This is a genomic window from Rhodococcus sp. IEGM 1307, assembly GCF_030056915.1.
Classification (GTDB): Bacteria; Actinomycetota; Actinomycetes; order Mycobacteriales; family Mycobacteriaceae; genus Rhodococcus_F; species Rhodococcus_F opacus_D.
Genome location: NZ_JASHKW010000017.1, coordinates 149,540 through 164,509, shown reverse-complemented (window position 1 = coordinate 164,509; position 14,970 = coordinate 149,540). Strand labels below are relative to the sequence as shown.

Genomic DNA, 14,970 nt, shown 5'->3' with positions numbered 1-14,970 from the left:
CCAAAACCGGTCCGGCGAGACGCTCTTTTCCCAGCTCAGCCCCCGTCGTTTTCCGCGTTCAGTCCCGGTCGGCGAGCGTCACTTCGACGCCCCCGACGAGGTCGGAACACAGGTTGTAGATGAAGGCGCCGATCGTCGCCAGCGCGGTGAACAGCACCATGTTCGCGAGACCGATGACGGCGGCGTATCCGAAGACCTGACCGGCCGTCACGAGCCCGTCAGAGCTCGACTCCGCGACGATATCGGTGAACGCGTTGTTCAGCCGGTCCCACACGCCCATCCCGTCCAGGACGATGTACAGCAGACCGACGGCCACCATCCACACGAAGAACAGCGACACCGAGATGACGGACGAGATCTTCAGCGTCGACCACGGATCGATCTTGCGGACCTGCACCGTCGCCCGAAGCGCCTCGCCCTCCTCGACCCGCTGCGGGGCCACGGCGATCTTCGGCTGCTGACCCGTGGCCGCCGCCCCCGGTAAGGGGTGCTTGGCCTCGGACAGGTCCGGCATGTCCTTGGGGAGCACGTCCCGGTTGATGTGCCGGGTGGGTCCGTCGATCGCGGACGCCTTCGCCTTCGCGGCCTCCCGCTGCGTCACGGCACCGGCCGCGGCTGCGCCGGATACCGCACCGACCGCTGCGGTGGCCGCGGTCGAGGACGGTGTGCGATCGGAACCCTGCTTGGGCGCGGGCTGGCCCTTCGCCGGCGCCGACGGGTTCTGTGCGGGCGCCTTCTGGGTGGGCACGGCCTGGGTGGGCGCACCCGCGTTCTGCGCGCCCTGGGGTCGCTGACCCTGCGCCTGGGGCTGCTGCGTCTTCTGCGTCGGAGCGGTCTGCGGCTTCTGGACGTCCTGGCCGCCGGGAGCCTTCGCTGCCGCGGCACCCGCCGCAGCCGCTGTGCCCGCGCCGTTGGACGCGTTCGGCTGACCCTCTGGGCGCGGAGCCTGCTTGGCACCGGCCCCGCCCTGCACGGGCCGCTTCAGGTTGGTCTGCGGCTCCCGCTGCATTCCGCGCTGCCACGGCGGAGCCTGATTTCCCCGAATGGACTGCGCACCCTCGGTGGGAGCACCACCCGCGGGAGCCCGGTTGCCGGGTGCCTGCTGCGGCGGGCCCTGATGCCCGGGAGCCTGCTGATTCGGAGCGTGACCCTGCTGCGGCGGCACGGACCGTCCCTGCGGGGTCTGCGTCCGCGGACCCTGATGCTGGGGCGTCGACGGAGACCGGGCCGGATCGGCCGGAGCCTGCCGATCCGGTCTCGCGTCGGGAGCGCCGCCCGGCCGGGCAGCCGGCCCCGCCTGAGCGGGACCACGACCGGCGGACGCCTGCGGCCCCTGCGGCGCGGAACCCTGCTGCGGGTTCGGTCGCGCCGACCCGTTCTCGGGAGTGCGGGAGGCCTGCTGCTCGGTTTTCGCCTGATTGGCGGAACCCGGGTTCTGCCGGTCACTGCCTGGCTGGTTGGGAGTGCTCACTAGGACTCCTTAGCTCCTTTGCCGCTGCTCTCGGCGTTGTCGTCGGGTTCGTCGGGTTCGTCGGCATTGCGCGCGATCGCGAGCAGGGTGTCGCCTTCCCCGAGGTTCATCAAACGAACGCCCTTGGTCTGCCGACCGGCCTTGCGGACCTGCTTGGCGGCGGTGCGGATGACGCCACCGCCCGACGTGATCGCGTAGAGCTCGTCGTCGTCGTTCACGATGAGCGCTCCGACCAGGGTGCCACGTTTCTTGTCGTATTGAATCGTGAGTACACCCTTTCCGCCGCGACCCTGGACCGGGTAATCCTCCATACCGGTGCGCTTCGAGTAGCCACCCGACGTCGCCACCAGCAGATAGGTGCCTTCGCGCACGACATTCAGCGACAGCAGTTCGTCGTCGCCGTTGAATCGCATGCCCTGGACACCGGACGTGGCGCGGCCCATCGGACGCAGCGCCTCGTCGGTGGCGGAGAAGCGGATCGACTGTCCCTGCGCGGAGACGAGCAGCAGGTCGTCGTCGGAGGAGCAGAGCACCGCGCCGACCAGTTCGTCCTCGCCGCGCAGGTTGATGGCGACGATGCCGCCGCTGCGGTTCGAGTCGAAGTCGGTGAGCTTGGACTTCTTCACCAGACCGTTGCGGGTGGCGAGAACCAGGTAGGGGGCGTCCTCGTACGTCTTGATCTGGATGACGCTCTGGATGCGCTCGTCGGGCTGGAACGCGAGCAGGTTGGCCACGTGCTGTCCGCGGGCCGTGCGGCTCGCCTCCGGCAGCTCGTACGCCTTGGCCCGGTACACGCGGCCCTTCGTGGTGAAGAACAGCAGCCAGTCGTGTGTGGAGCTGACGAAGAAGTGCGAGACGATGTCGTCCTGCTTCAGCCCGGCGCCCTGCACGCCCTTGCCGCCGCGCTTCTGCGAGCGGTACAGGTCGGTCTTGGTGCGCTTGGCGTAGCCGGTCTCGGTGATCGTGACGACGACGTCCTCGCGGGCGATCAGATCCTCGTCGGCCACGTCGCCGTCGGCGGCGATGATGCGGGTGCGGCGGTCGTCGCCGTGCTTGTCGACGATCTCCTTGAGCTCGTCGCGGACGATCCGGCGCTGACGCTCGGGCTTCTCGAGGATGTCCTTGAGGTCGGCGATCTCCAGCTCGATCTCGGCGAGTTCGTCGATGATCTTCTGACGCTCGAGGGCGGCGAGGCGACGCAGCTGCATCGCGAGGATCGCGTCGGCCTGAATCTCGTCGACGGTGAGGAGCTCGATCAGCCCGGCCCGCGCGATGTCGACGGTCTGCGACGCCCGGATCAGCGCGATGACCTCGTCGAGGGCGTCGAGGGCCTTCACCAGTCCGCGCAGGATGTGAGCGCGTTCCTCGGCCTTGCGGAGCAGGTATTCGGTGCGCCTGCGGATGACCTCGACCTGGTGGGCGACGTACAGCCGGATCATCTGGTCGAGGCGCAGGGTGCGCGGCACGCCGTCGACGATGGACAGCATGTTGCAGCCGAAGCTGGTCTGCAGCTGGGTGTGCTTGTACAGGTTGTTGAGCACGACCTTCGCGACCGCGTCACGCTTGACGGTCACGACGATGCGCATACCCGCGCGGTCCGAGGACTCGTCGTGGATGTCGGAGATGCCGGCGATCTTCGCGTCGCGCACCTGCTCGGCGATCGACGTGATCAGGTTGTCCGGGTTCACCTGGTACGGCAGCTCGGTGATGACGATCGTGGTGCGCCCCTTGGCGTCCTCCTCGATCTCCACCACACCGCGCATGCGGACCGAACCGCGTCCGGTGGTGTAGGCGTCGTGGATGCCCTGGCCGCCGACGATCAGGCCGTGCGTCGGGAAGTCGGGTCCCTTGACGCGTTCCATGACCGCGGTGAGGGTGGACTCCTCGTCGGCTTCCCAGTTCTCGAGCGCCCAGTAGATGGCCTCGGCGACCTCCCGCAGGTTGTGCGGCGGGATGTTGGTGGCCATACCGACGGCGATGCCGCCGGAACCATTGATCAACAGGTTGGGGATACGGCTGGGGAGAACTGACGGTTCCTGTGTACGACCGTCGTAGTTCGGGGTGAAATCGACCGTCTCGTGGTCGATCTCACGCAGCATTTCCATGGCCAGCGGAGTGAGCCGGCACTCGGTGTATCGCATCGCGGCGGCGCCGTCGTTGCCGCGGGAACCGAAGTTGCCCTGGCCGTCGACGAGCGGGTATCGCAGCGACCACGGCTGCGCCATGCGGACGAGCGTGTCGTAGATCGAGGCGTCACCGTGGGGGTGGTAGTTACCCATCGTCTCGGCGACCGGTCGCGCAGACTTCACATAACCGCGATCGGGCCGGTAACCGTTGTCGTACATCGCGTACAGAACGCGGCGGTGCACCGGCTTCAGGCCGTCGCGCACGTCGGGCAGCGCCCGGCCCACGATCACGCTCATCGCGTAATCGATGTAGCTGCTCTGCATCTCCTGCTGAATGTCGACGGGCTCGATGCGGTCGTGCCCCGGTCCCTCCGGCGGCAACGTTGTGTCAGTCATGAGCTCCTTCTTCTACTCGGCTTGACGTCTCCTCGCGGACTCGCGGTCCTGCACGACGTCGCGCAACCACCCGAGTCTATAGGTGCAGGTCAGCTGTGAGGGTGAAGGACTCGGGTGCGCTCATGAATCGGTGCCGCAGGAGTCGTCCGTTCTACTGGAGTTCGAGCTCCCTGCCCTGGGTTTCGGCGGCGAGGGATTCGGCGGCGAGCATGTCGGCCTCGAGTTCGAGCTCGGCGGCGACGCGGTCGGGCGCCATCAGCAGGGCGGTGATCGGGATCGTGACGACGAGCATGCCCAGCACAAAGACGGGGAACAGGATCGAGAACACTTCGAGCCCGTCCGGGCGCGCCACGGACGGGTCGACGGTGACGCTCAGCCCGAACACCCCGGTGTAGTGCATGGCCACCAGTCCGGCCGCCACGATCACCGACGCCACGAGTCGCAGCGTGCGGGACTCGAGGGCCGAGATCGACCACATGATTCCGGCGCCGACGACCAGGCCGATCACGGTCGACGCCGCCGTCAGCACGATGTCGGAGTCCACCGAACCCTGGATCTCGAGGGAGGCGACGATCGCGAGGTCCATTCCAGTGAAGCCGACGCCGAGGAGTACCGCACCGCCGGCGAGGCGGCCGATCTCCACCGATGCGCTCGGCAGCCGGTGTTTCGTGGGCGGCGGGCTGATGATCAGCAACGCCACCGCGGCGGCCGCGACGGGCACCACGAACGAGACCGCGATCCACAGGACGTCGTAGCGCACCACACTGCCGTAGACCTCGAACCCGACCATCGCGATGTAGTGCGGCAGCCAGGCGCCGATGCCGCCGATGGACAGCGCACCCCACGCCAGCCAGAGGTACCGCTGCCTCGGATTCGGCGCGGTCACCGCCTTGCGGGCGCTGGCGATACCGACGAAGACGCCGATGAACGCCGTGACCGCGGCGAGGGCGACGATCCACGTGCCCATGGAGAAGTGCTGCAAGTCGTCCGACATGTTTCGAATCCTCAGTACGCGGCCGTGTGGAGCTTGGTCAGTGCGTATTCGGTGATCGCGACCAGTGCGCGTTTCGCCGATTCCCGGTCACGTGCGTCGATCGGGATGATCGGCACCTCCTCGGAGATCGCGAGGGCCGCACGGATGTCCTCGATGGGGTAGCGCGGGGCGTCGTCGAATTCGTTGATCGCGACGAGGAACGGCAGCTGCCGGGCCTCGAAGAAGTCGACGGCCGCGAAACTCTCGTCCAGCCGGCGGGTGTCGATCAGGACGATCGCACCGATGGCACCGCGGATCAGGTCGTCCCACATGAACCAGAACCGGTGCTGACCGGGGGTTCCGAACAGGTACAGCACCAGGTCGTCGGCCAGGCTGATGCGACCGAAGTCCATGGCGACGGTGGTCGTGCCCTTCTGCGGTGTCGCAGCCAGGTTGTCGACGCCGTCGCTGGCGTTGGTCACGAGCGCCTCGGTGCGCAGCGGGACGATCTCGGAGACCGCCCCGACCAGCGTGGTCTTGCCGACGCCGAACCCGCCGGCGATCACGATCTTGGTCGAGGTCACCCGATTGCGGGGATCAGATTTCGCGAAGTCCACTGAGGACCCTTTCGATGAGTTCACGACGTTCGGAGTCGGTCGAGTCTTCCTTCAGGGTGGCCAGGATCTGCAGATGACCGGCCTCGACCAGGTCGGCGACCAGGACGCGTGCCACCCCGAGGGGGACGCCCACCCGGGCGGCGATCTCGGCTACCGAAGGCGACTGCTGACACAACGCGACGATCGCCGCGTTGACGTCGTCGAGTTCCCACTGCCGGTCCACCGACTGCGGCAGTGCCTGAATCAACGCTTCGAGGGCGAGCTCGACCGCAGGCCGGGTCCGGCCCGACGTCAGCGAGTACGGGCGCACGATGTTCGGGCCCGGCTGCTCCGAGTGGTGGTCGTTCATGGGCATGGGCTGGTCAGAGACCCTGCGGAGTGCGGGCCGTGGCCTGCACCGATGCGCCGACGCGGTCGACCAGGATCGCCATCTCGTAGCCGACCTGCCCGATGTCGCACTCGGCGTCCGTGAGGGTCGCGAGGTGCGAGCCGTCGCCGACGCTCATGAGCAGTAGGTACCCGTGCTGCATCTCGACCACCGACTGCAGCACTCCGCCGCCTTCGAACAACCGGGACACACCGGCCGACAGGCTGGCCAGCCCCGAGGTGACCGCGGCCAGCTGCTCGGCCCGGTCGATGGGGAGATGGGCGCTGGCTGCCATCAGGAGACCGTCCGCGGACACGAGCACGGCGTGGGAGACACCGGGCACGTCACTGGCGAAGTTCGACACCAACCAGTCGAGCGGTCGCGTGACGTCGGATCCATGAGCGGTGTTCATCGGTCTCCTTCAATGCTGTTACGTTCCGCGAGCCTCGTGGCCCTGCCGTTTCGGACGCCCTGCTGGTGACGACTGAGATTCGCGCGAATTGTCTCAGGGTCACGCACCCGGCGCAGTGTCCCCGTATTGTGCGCGCCTTCGACCGTGCCGGGCACCAGCCGGTCGCCGGGACGCCGCTTCGGCAGTCCGATCTCCGGGTCGACCTCGACGGGAGTCTCGCTGATCCGTTCCGCGGCCGACCATCCGGCGTCGCCGGCGGAATGCCAGACGCCGGGTGCGCCTTCGGCGCCGGTCGGATCGGTCAGCCAGTCGGACACCATGTCGGAGAAGATCGGGGTGCCGCCGCCGGGGCGCGGTGTGGCCTCGGACGGTGGCGGATCGATCCGCGACTGGAAGAACGACGCGGTCTTCGCCGAGTTGGTGCGGTAGCGGTGTCGCACCGGTGCCTGGTCGTCGCCGTTCGACGACGGGGGCGCCGGCTGCTCCGCGGTCCGCGCCTCGATGCGGTTCTCGCTGCGGGGTGCGTGCGGTGCGTGCTGCGGCTGCGATTGCGCCGGTGCCGTCTCCGGGGTCGTCGCCTGCGGCCGCCGCACGGGCAGCTTCGGCATCGCCCCGGATCCACGGACGTTGACGGTATCCTGAGACTGCGCGGCCGGTGCCCCGGCCGACGATCCCGCGCCGGCCGCGATGCCACTGGCACCGGGCTGACGTCGGGGCAGGCTCGTGCCCGACACCGTCGTCACCGCACCCGCAGGTGCCGGGCTCGGCGCGGGCGGAGGAGTGGACGGGGTGCGGGTCGGCAGTCCGTTGCGGGTTGCCGGCTGCTGTCCGTTGTCCTTGCGCGGTGCCGGGGCCGCGGGTGCCGGAATGGCGGTCCGGACCGGTGCCGCGGGGATCTTCCGTTGCGGTCCCGTGTCCTGCCGGGCGGCCTGCGACACGATCAGCGCATTCGGGATGTGAATGCTCACGGTCACGCCCGGGTTGCGGGCGGTGTCGAACGTCGACCGCAGGCGCACGGTCAGGCCGTGACGCTTCGCGAGCCGGCTCACGACGAACAGACCCATGTGGCGGGCGGTCTCGGGACCGACCTCACCACCCGATGCCAGCCGCTCGTTGACGGCGCGCATGTCGTCGGCCGGGATACCGATACCGCGGTCCGCGATCTCGAGCAGCACCCCGCCGTCCACGGCGCGAGCGAAACTGAACGTCACGACCGTGTCGGGCGGCGAAGCGCGCAGCGAGTTGTCGACGAGTTCGGCGAGCAGGTGCACGACGTCCGTGACGACGGTGCCGCTGAGCGCGCCCTCGGGGGTCGCACCCATCTGCACACGCTGGTAGTCCTCGACCTCGGAGATCGCGGCACGCAGCACGTCGCCGAGCGGGATCGGCGCCGCCTGCGAACGACGCACGCGGGTGCCGGCCAGAATCAGCAGGTTCTCACCGTTCCGACGCATACGCGCGGCCAGGTGGTCGAGCCGGAACAGGCTCTCGAGTCGCTTCGGATCCTTCTCCTCGAACTCGAGATTCTCGATCAGGCCGAGCTGCTGGTCGACGAGCGACTTGCTTCGGCGCGCGAGCGTTTCGAACATGTCGTTGATCTGCAGGCGCAGTTGTGCCTGCTCCCCGGCGAGCTTGAGTGCCTGCCCGTGGATGTCGTCCACGGCGCGGGCGAGCTGGCCGATCTCCTCGGAGGAGTGCACGGCCACCGGCTCGAACGACAGTGCCCGCGGATCGTCACTGGCCTTGATCTGCTCGATCGCCTCCGGAAGGTCGCGGCGGGCGGCCTTCAGCGCGCCGTACCGCAGGCGGCGGATCGGACCGATCAGCGACCGCGACACGAGGAGCGCGAGGACGAGCGCGGCGAGCAGGGTTCCGAGGACGATCGCCGTGTCACGCAGCGCGGCGGACCGGGTCTCGGCCGCGCGGACCTGCACGGTGGACGCGATGTCCTTCGCCGCTTCGCTGGTCAGCTCCTGGTAGACGTCACGGCTCGCGATGAGCGAGGAGCGCAGCTGCAGGATGGGCAGCATCCCGCCGCGCGCCGCGTCCGCCAAACCCTGGTCGATGAGGGCGTTGCGGTCGTTGATGTTGTTTCGCAGCGTCTCGAGACGGGCATCACCCTTGGGGTAGTACCGGTCGAGGACGTCGAGGAGGCTCGATTCGGCGCCGGCGGCCGCGACGACGGCCGAGGTGGGGATGTCGCCCGTGCGGGCCTTCTCCCGTCCGTCGGGACCGGCGTAGACGTCCTTCACGATCACGAGGCCCATGGCCTGTTCGAACAGACGACGCTGCGCCTGCCACGCGTTGGTCAGCTGGTAGCCCTTGTCGACGACTTCGCTGTCTTCGATGGGACGCACGATGTCGTCCACTTCGCGGATGAAGTCCGCGGCGAACGCGCGCTGGCGTTCCGCGAGGAGGTCGGTGGCGACGCCCGGGGAATCCATCAGATTCAGGAGGGCGCGGCCGTCCGAGACGGTCTGGTTGATGGAACTCGCGACGGCGGGATCCAGTTCGGGGTTCCGAGCCTGTTCGGACACATCGTTCATCAGGGCTTCCGCGTCCTCGCGGTCCTGCTTGGTGAGGGTGCCCGAGGCGTAACCACTGGTCACGGTACCCATCGAGGCCTCGAGGGCCACGATGTCCGGGACGACGACGATCTGGTCGGCCGCCTCGGTGAAGTGGACGGCGTTACTCAGCTCGCCCTGCACACGGAGCCCGCCGAGCACCATGGCGACGGTGACGGGAACTGCGAGAACCGCGGTGACCTTCCACCGCAGGCCCCAGCCCTCGATATCCCAGAACTTTGCCCGGGGCGGCGAATCGTCGCTCATCCCACGCTTCCTTTCCAACCACTCATAGCTTGTCGCTCTGTGCTCGTGACCGCGTCTGCGGCGGGACAGTCGTACCGGTCCGGACGACACGCGTCGACAGAGGAAAGTGATCGATCAGTTGCGCTGTGCGCAGCGCTGCCCGACGCACCGATTTCCGAATGTAACGAGTTCATCACATCCCCATGGGGAACGTTCTTACCACAGAAATTCCCCGATCCTTACTTCCAAGTAACATGCGCACCACCGATCCCAGACGTTGCCGTCGCGGGGGGATCAGCGGACCAGGCTACACAGAATCGCGGTTCACAGTCGAGGACGGATTTCCGCGTCACCCGGTCACGCAACCGGCCCAGACGGGTGCAGCCACCGGGGTCTTCCGACCACCGGTGGCTGCATGACATCCGTAATCTCTTGTGCCGGATACCTAGACGTCGAGGAAGCGGACGTCCTTGGCGTTACGGGTGATGAAGCTTCGCCGGGCCTCGACGTCCTCACCCATGAGAACGCTGAACAGCTCGTCGGCTGCGGCTGCGTCGTCGAGCGTCACCAGACGCAGGACGCGCACCGTCGGATCCATCGTGGTCTCCCACAGTTCCTTGGCGTTCATCTCGCCGAGACCTTTGTAACGCTGGATGCCGTCGTCCTTGTTGATCTTCTTGCCGGACTCGAGGCCGGCCTTGACCAGGACGTCGCGCTCGCGGTCGGAGTACGCGAACTCCGGCTCGCTGCGCTGCCACTTCAACTTGTACAGCGGGGGCTGCGCCAGGTAGACGTGGCCGTGCTCGACGAGGGGCCGCATGAAGCGGAACAGCAGCGTGAGCAGCAGCGTTGCAATGTGCTGGCCGTCGACGTCGGCGTCGGCCATCAGCACGATCTTGTGGTACCGCAGCTTCGCGATGTCGAATTCGTCGTGGATGCCCGTGCCGAACGCGGTGATGATCGACTGGACTTCCGTGTTCTTCAGCACACGGTCGATGCGTGCCTTCTCGACGTTGATGATCTTTCCGCGCAGCGGCAGGATCGCCTGGTACATCGAGTCGCGGCCCGACTTGGCCGAGCCGCCTGCGGAGTCGCCCTCCACGATGTAGATCTCGGACTTGCTCGGATCGTTGGACCGGCAGTCGGCGAGCTTGCCCGGCAGGCCGCCGAGGTCGGTGGCGCTCTTGCGGCGCACCAGTTCGCGGGCCTTGCGGGCGGCGACGCGGGCCTGCGCCGACGACACCGCCTTGTTCACGATGGTCTTCGCGTCGGCCGGGTTCGCTTCGAACCAGTGCGACAGGTGCTCGTTGCTCGCCTTCTGGACGAATGACCGGACCTCGGTGTTACCGAGCTTCGTCTTCGTCTGACCCTCGAACTGCGGTTCACCAACCTTCACGGAGATGATCGCCGCGAGACCCTCACGAATGTCGTCACCCGTGAGCTTCGGGTCCTTCTCCTTGAGGAGCTTCTTGTCGAGCGCGTACTTGTTGACCGTCGCCGTCAGAGCGGAACGGAAGCCCTCTTCGTGGGTGCCGCCCTCGTGCGTGTTGATGGTGTTCGCGAACGTGTGGACCGACTCCGAGTAGCCGGAGTTCCACTGCATCGCGATCTCGAGTTCGTGGCCGGTGCCCTTCGCGGTGAATCCGACGACGGAGTTGTGGATCGGCTGCTTCGTGCGGTTGATGTGCCGCACGTAGTCCTCGAGGCCGCCCGGGTAGTGGTAGACGCGGGTCTTCACCTTGTGCACGGCAGGCGCTTGCGCCTCGGCGGACTCGTCCTCGGCGGTCTTCGGCGCGTCGGCGACCTGGCTGACGACCTCTTCGGTGACCTCGGCGTCGCTGACGCGCTCGTCGGTGAGGGTGATCGTCAGGCCCTTGTTGAGGAAGGCCATCTCCTGGAGGCGGCGCGCGACCGTCTCGAAGCTGTAGACCGTGGTCTCGAAGATGTTCGGGTCGGCCCAGAACGTGACCGTGGTGCCCGTCTCCTTGGTGGCTTCGCCCTTGACGAGTTCGCCCGGCTTCGAGTCGGTGTACGTCTGGTTCCACTGGAAGCCGTCACGCTTGATGTCGACGTCGAGCCGGGTGGACAGCGCGTTGACGACGGAGATACCGACACCGTGCAGACCGCCGGACACGGCGTAGGAGTCGGAGTCGAACTTGCCGCCGGCGTGGAGCTGGGTGAGGACGACCTCGACGGTGGGGACACCGGAGGCGTGCATCCCGACGGGGATGCCTCGACCGTCGTCGACGACCTGGACGCCACCGTCTTCGAGCAGGGTGATCTCGACCTTGGTGGCATGGCCGGCCATGGCCTCGTCGACGGAGTTGTCGACGACTTCCCAGATCAAGTGGTGGAGACCGCGTTCACCGGTGGAACCGATGTACATACCCGGTCGCTTACGAACAGCTTCGAGTCCCTCGAGGACGGTGATGGAAGAAGCGCCGTAGTCCTTGCTGGAGGTGCTTTTGTCTGACTTCTGGGCAGCCACGGGTGGGTAGCTCTCCTTCTCCGTCCAATGCCCGACGCAGGCGCCCACCGCCCTGGTCGGGCACGCGGGAGACGAGAATCGGGAATCTTGCCGCTAGTTACCTCGGCCATCTTACTGGTACGTCAGCGCCAGGAGCGGGCTATGACACCCCTGAGCGCCCCGTAGACGAATTTTCAGGGCGTCTCGGGAGTGAAAACCTAGGCAGAAGCGCTCTCGGACGGGCCGTCGGGGAGATCCACCCACCGCCGGTCCTCGACGTCCAGCACGAACTCCGCGGCGAGTTGCGCGATGTCCTCGGCGTGCGAGATCGGCGACCAGTGCCCGGCGTCGACCTCTCGACGCCGCAGGTCGGGCGCCCATTTCTCGGTGTCCTCGTAGCCGACGGGCCGCACCGCCTTGTCGTTCTTGTTCAGGATCAGCTGGACGGGGACGTCGGTGTACCGCTCGCGCGGCCTCAACAGACTCGTCCGGATGTTGGCGCGGTACAGCTTGAGACCGTTCACCATGTCGTCCGCCAGCGTCGGCGCCGGACGCACCAGCGCGGGGTCGAGGCGGTCGAAGAACCTCAGGAACGCCGGCCAGTGCCGGGAGAACCACAGCCGCAGCGGCAGCGTCGCCAGGCCCGGGATCTGGAACAGCACGGTGTAGCCGGACGCGACGGCCTGCGCGAGCGGCCCGCCGAAGCTGCGGTCCGCGATGCGACGGCGCATCCACTTGCCGAGGTGATCGAGGTTGGGCCCGGAGACCGAGGTGAACGAGGCGATCCGTGCGCGGGCTCCCGGTTCGCAGACCGCCTCCCACGCCTCCACCGATCCCCAGTCGTGGGCCAGCACGTGCACGGGCCGGCCCGGGCTGACGGCGTCGATCACCGCGAACAGGTCGCCGGCCAGGGCGGACAGTCGGTAGTCCTCGACCCGGGTGGGCACGGTGCTCCGGCCTGCGCCGCGGCTGTCGTAGCTGACCACCCGGAACCGTTCCGTCAGGAACGGCACCACCCGGTGCCACAGGTCGTGGGTGTCGGGCCAGCCGTGCACCAGCACGATCGTCTCGCCGTCGGGGTTGCCCTCCTCGAACACGGCGAGTTCGACGGAACCGTTGGTGATCCGCCGGGCGGTACCGGATGTGGATGGAGTCATGGTGGGGTCCTCTGGTCGTGCGGGTTCGGGTACGGGTACGGGTACGACGGTGGGAACTACAGATCGAGGACGAGACGGCCGCTGTCGGCGCGGGACACGCAGATCAGCATCTCGTTCTCCTGCTCGGCGTCGGTGAGCCGCGTCTCGCGGTGATCCGGGGTTCCGGACAGCACCTTCACCCGGCAGGTGCCGCAGAATCCCTGCTGGCACGAGTACCCCACTCCGGGCATCGTCTTCTTGATCACCGTCAGTGCGGATTCGTCGGCGGGGACGGTGAGCACCTCACCGGTGCTGAGAAGCTGCACTTCGAATTCGGTGCCGTCGAGCACCGGCGGTGCCCCGAAGCGTTCGAAATGCAATGCGGTGGCGGGGCTTCCGGGGAACGCGCGGCGTACCGACTCCAGCATCGGTGTCGGTCCGCAGCAGTAGACGGCGCCGCCCGGCGCGGCACGCTCCAGCAACTCCCCGGCGGTCGGCAGACCGAACTCGTCGTCGGGTCGGATGAAAACCCGTGACCGATCGAATGTTTCGATCTCGTCGAGGAAAGGCATCGACTCCCGCGACCGGCCGGAGTACACGAACTGCCAGTCCATTCCGAGGTCGCGCGCCGCCCGGACCATCGCCAGGATCGGCGTGATACCGATTCCGCCGGCGACGAAGAGCGCACTCCCCTCGCCGACGAAGGGAAACCCGTTGCGGGGCCCGCGCACCGTCACCGGGGTGCCCGGTTCGAGCGCGTGCATCTCGAGGGATCCCCCACCGCCCTCGGGGATCCGGCGGACGGCAACACTGTAGCCCGTGCGGTCGGACGGGTCCCCGCACAGCGAGTACTGACGTCGCAGCCCGGACGGCAGGTGGAAGTCGAGGTGCGAACCCGGCTGCCACGCAGGCAGTTCCGCACCGTCCTCGGCTTCGAACCGCAACTGGACGACGTTCTCGTCCCGTGCGACGACGTCGCGTTGGGAGACAACCAGTTTCATCGCCACGTCCGGGTTGTGACCGGCGACGCCCGGGTTGTATTCGTATGCGGTGAGAACGCGGAGGTACTTGGCGGCCACGGCCTCGGTGATCCGCATGGCGCGGTCGGGGCGCGGTCGCCCCTTGATGTCCGGGGGAGCGTCGTAGCGGGGCAGGCCCTGCCCGGTGAGCACCTCCCGCACCTGCGACAGCTTCATCGTTCGGCCGCCTGAGCCGCGGGCGAGGAGGCCAGGTACTTCACGGCCTGCGCCGTCGAACCCTCGTTGCTCGGGTGGTACGAACGCGTGAAGTACGTCGACATCCGCTTGCCGAGTTCCCGGGCCGTCGGGAGGGTGCCGCGCTTGCCTGCCGCGAAGAAATCGGTCAGGTGCGGCTTACGCCGGTGCGCCGACCACTGGGCGAGCTCCGGATCGTTGCGCATGAGGAAACGGGTGCCGCGCACCCACAGCCACACGATCACCGGGGTGACGATCACCTGGGTGCGGATCCGCCGGGACTCACGCTTGTCGAAGTACCGCATGACGTCGTATGCGACGGAGCGGTGCTCCACCTCCTCGGCGCCGTGCCAGCGCAGCAGATCGAGCATCGTCGGATGCATGCCGGAGCGGTCGAGTCCCTCGGCGTTGAGCACCCAGTCGCCGAGGAACGCGGTGATGTGCTCGATCGCGGCGATGACCGCCAGCCGCTCGATCAGGTAGTTCTTCTCGCGCAGACCGGTGAGCGGTCGCGGGCCGAGGATCTTGGAGAACGTCCATTCCATCTGCTCGGTGAAGGGTGTCGGGTCGAGACCCTTCTCCTTCAGGTGCACCAGGACGCCGGTGTGGGCGTTGGCGTGCATCGCCTCCTGGCCGATGAACCCGACGACGTCGTCGCGGAGCTGCTCGTCCTCGATCAGCGGCAGTGCCTCTTTGAACGTCTCGACGAACCACTCCTCGCCCGCGGGCAGGAGGAGGTGCAGGACGTTGAGGACGTGCGTGCTGAACGGGTCGCCCGGGATCCAGTGCATGGGGAGGTTCGACCAGTCGAACTCCACGTTCCTGGCCTGCAACAGGATGTGGTCCGGTTCGGGGATCGCGTTCCGGGGTGCAGTCGGGGCGGACATCTCGTTACTCCTTCGTGCCGGCGGCTGCGCCACGACGGAGGCCTGTGGCACAGTTCACTCGAAAACCTGGAGTAACTGTAACACCGGGTAATAG

The 14,970-nt window shown here is 67.6% G+C and carries 11 protein-coding genes; all 11 read right to left on the bottom strand.

The genetic code is table 11. From position 1 onward, the window contains the following. Nucleotides 1-58: 58 nt before the first annotated feature. Nucleotides 59-1,471 carry a DUF3566 domain-containing protein gene (locus QM841_RS29115; RefSeq protein ID WP_283334694.1) on the bottom strand — a complete coding sequence of 471 codons (1,413 nt, stop codon included), beginning with the start codon at nt 1,469-1,471 and terminating at the stop codon, nt 59-61. Continuing rightward, nucleotides 1,471-3,993, bottom strand: coding sequence for a DNA gyrase subunit A (gene gyrA / locus QM841_RS29110; RefSeq protein ID WP_280783070.1), 2,523 nt, complete (start codon nt 3,991-3,993; stop codon nt 1,471-1,473). The genes QM841_RS29115 and gyrA overlap by 1 nt, the downstream gene beginning before the upstream one ends. 151 nt (nt 3,994-4,144) lie before the next feature. Then, nucleotides 4,145-4,987, bottom strand: coding sequence for an MHYT domain-containing protein (locus tag QM841_RS29105; protein ID WP_283334693.1), 843 nt, complete (start codon nt 4,985-4,987; stop codon nt 4,145-4,147). An 11-nt stretch (nt 4,988-4,998) separates the two neighbouring features. Continuing rightward, on the bottom strand, nt 4,999-5,583 hold the full coding sequence (locus QM841_RS29100; protein ID WP_283334692.1) for a GTP-binding protein: 585 nt from the start codon (nt 5,581-5,583) through the stop codon (nt 4,999-5,001). After that, nucleotides 5,564-5,938: a DUF742 domain-containing protein gene (locus QM841_RS29095; RefSeq protein ID WP_005249095.1), complete on the bottom strand. Its 375-nt coding sequence runs from the start codon at nt 5,936-5,938 to the stop codon at nt 5,564-5,566. The genes QM841_RS29100 and QM841_RS29095 overlap by 20 nt, the downstream gene beginning before the upstream one ends. Nucleotides 5,939-5,945: 7 nt before the next feature. Continuing rightward, nucleotides 5,946-6,362, bottom strand: a complete 417-nt coding sequence (locus QM841_RS29090) for a roadblock/LC7 domain-containing protein (protein WP_005249096.1) — start codon at nt 6,360-6,362, stop codon at nt 5,946-5,948. After that, complete coding sequence (locus QM841_RS29085; protein ID WP_283334691.1) at nt 6,359-9,193, bottom strand: sensor histidine kinase; 2,835 nt, start codon at nt 9,191-9,193, stop codon at nt 6,359-6,361. The genes QM841_RS29090 and QM841_RS29085 overlap by 4 nt, the downstream gene beginning before the upstream one ends. Before the next feature lie 424 nt (nt 9,194-9,617). Next, entirely contained in the window at nt 9,618-11,660 is a 2,043-nt protein-coding gene (gyrB, locus tag QM841_RS29080; protein WP_105416942.1) for a DNA topoisomerase (ATP-hydrolyzing) subunit B, read from the bottom strand. A gap of 197 nt (nt 11,661-11,857) precedes the next feature. Next, on the bottom strand, nt 11,858-12,796 hold the full coding sequence (locus QM841_RS29075) for an alpha/beta fold hydrolase (protein ID WP_283334690.1): 939 nt from the start codon (nt 12,794-12,796) through the stop codon (nt 11,858-11,860). A 56-nt stretch (nt 12,797-12,852) separates the two neighbouring features. After that, entirely contained in the window at nt 12,853-13,971 is a 1,119-nt protein-coding gene (locus tag QM841_RS29070; protein WP_105416938.1) for a PDR/VanB family oxidoreductase, read from the bottom strand. Then, nucleotides 13,968-14,876, bottom strand: a complete 909-nt coding sequence (locus tag QM841_RS29065; protein WP_283334689.1) for a metal-dependent hydrolase — start codon at nt 14,874-14,876, stop codon at nt 13,968-13,970. The genes QM841_RS29070 and QM841_RS29065 overlap by 4 nt, the downstream gene beginning before the upstream one ends. Nucleotides 14,877-14,970: the final 94 nt, after the last annotated feature.

Excerpts from the sequence above, each read along its gene's own strand:
- gyrA (WP_280783070.1), bottom strand. The coding sequence starts at position 3,993 with ATGACTGACACAACGTTGCCGCCGGAGGGACCGGGGCACGACCGCATC.
- QM841_RS29105 (WP_283334693.1), bottom strand. The coding sequence starts at position 4,987 with ATGTCGGACGACTTGCAGCACTTCTCCATGGGCACGTGGATCGTCGCC.
- QM841_RS29095 (WP_005249095.1), bottom strand. The coding sequence starts at position 5,938 with ATGCCCATGAACGACCACCACTCGGAGCAGCCGGGCCCGAACATCGTG.
- QM841_RS29090 (WP_005249096.1), bottom strand. The coding sequence starts at position 6,362 with ATGAACACCGCTCATGGATCCGACGTCACGCGACCGCTCGACTGGTTG.
- QM841_RS29085 (WP_283334691.1), bottom strand. The coding sequence starts at position 9,193 with ATGAGCGACGATTCGCCGCCCCGGGCAAAGTTCTGGGATATCGAGGGC.
- QM841_RS29075 (WP_283334690.1), bottom strand. The coding sequence starts at position 12,796 with ATGACTCCATCCACATCCGGTACCGCCCGGCGGATCACCAACGGTTCC.
- QM841_RS29070 (WP_105416938.1), bottom strand. The coding sequence starts at position 13,971 with ATGAAGCTGTCGCAGGTGCGGGAGGTGCTCACCGGGCAGGGCCTGCCC.
- QM841_RS29065 (WP_283334689.1), bottom strand. The coding sequence starts at position 14,876 with ATGTCCGCCCCGACTGCACCCCGGAACGCGATCCCCGAACCGGACCAC.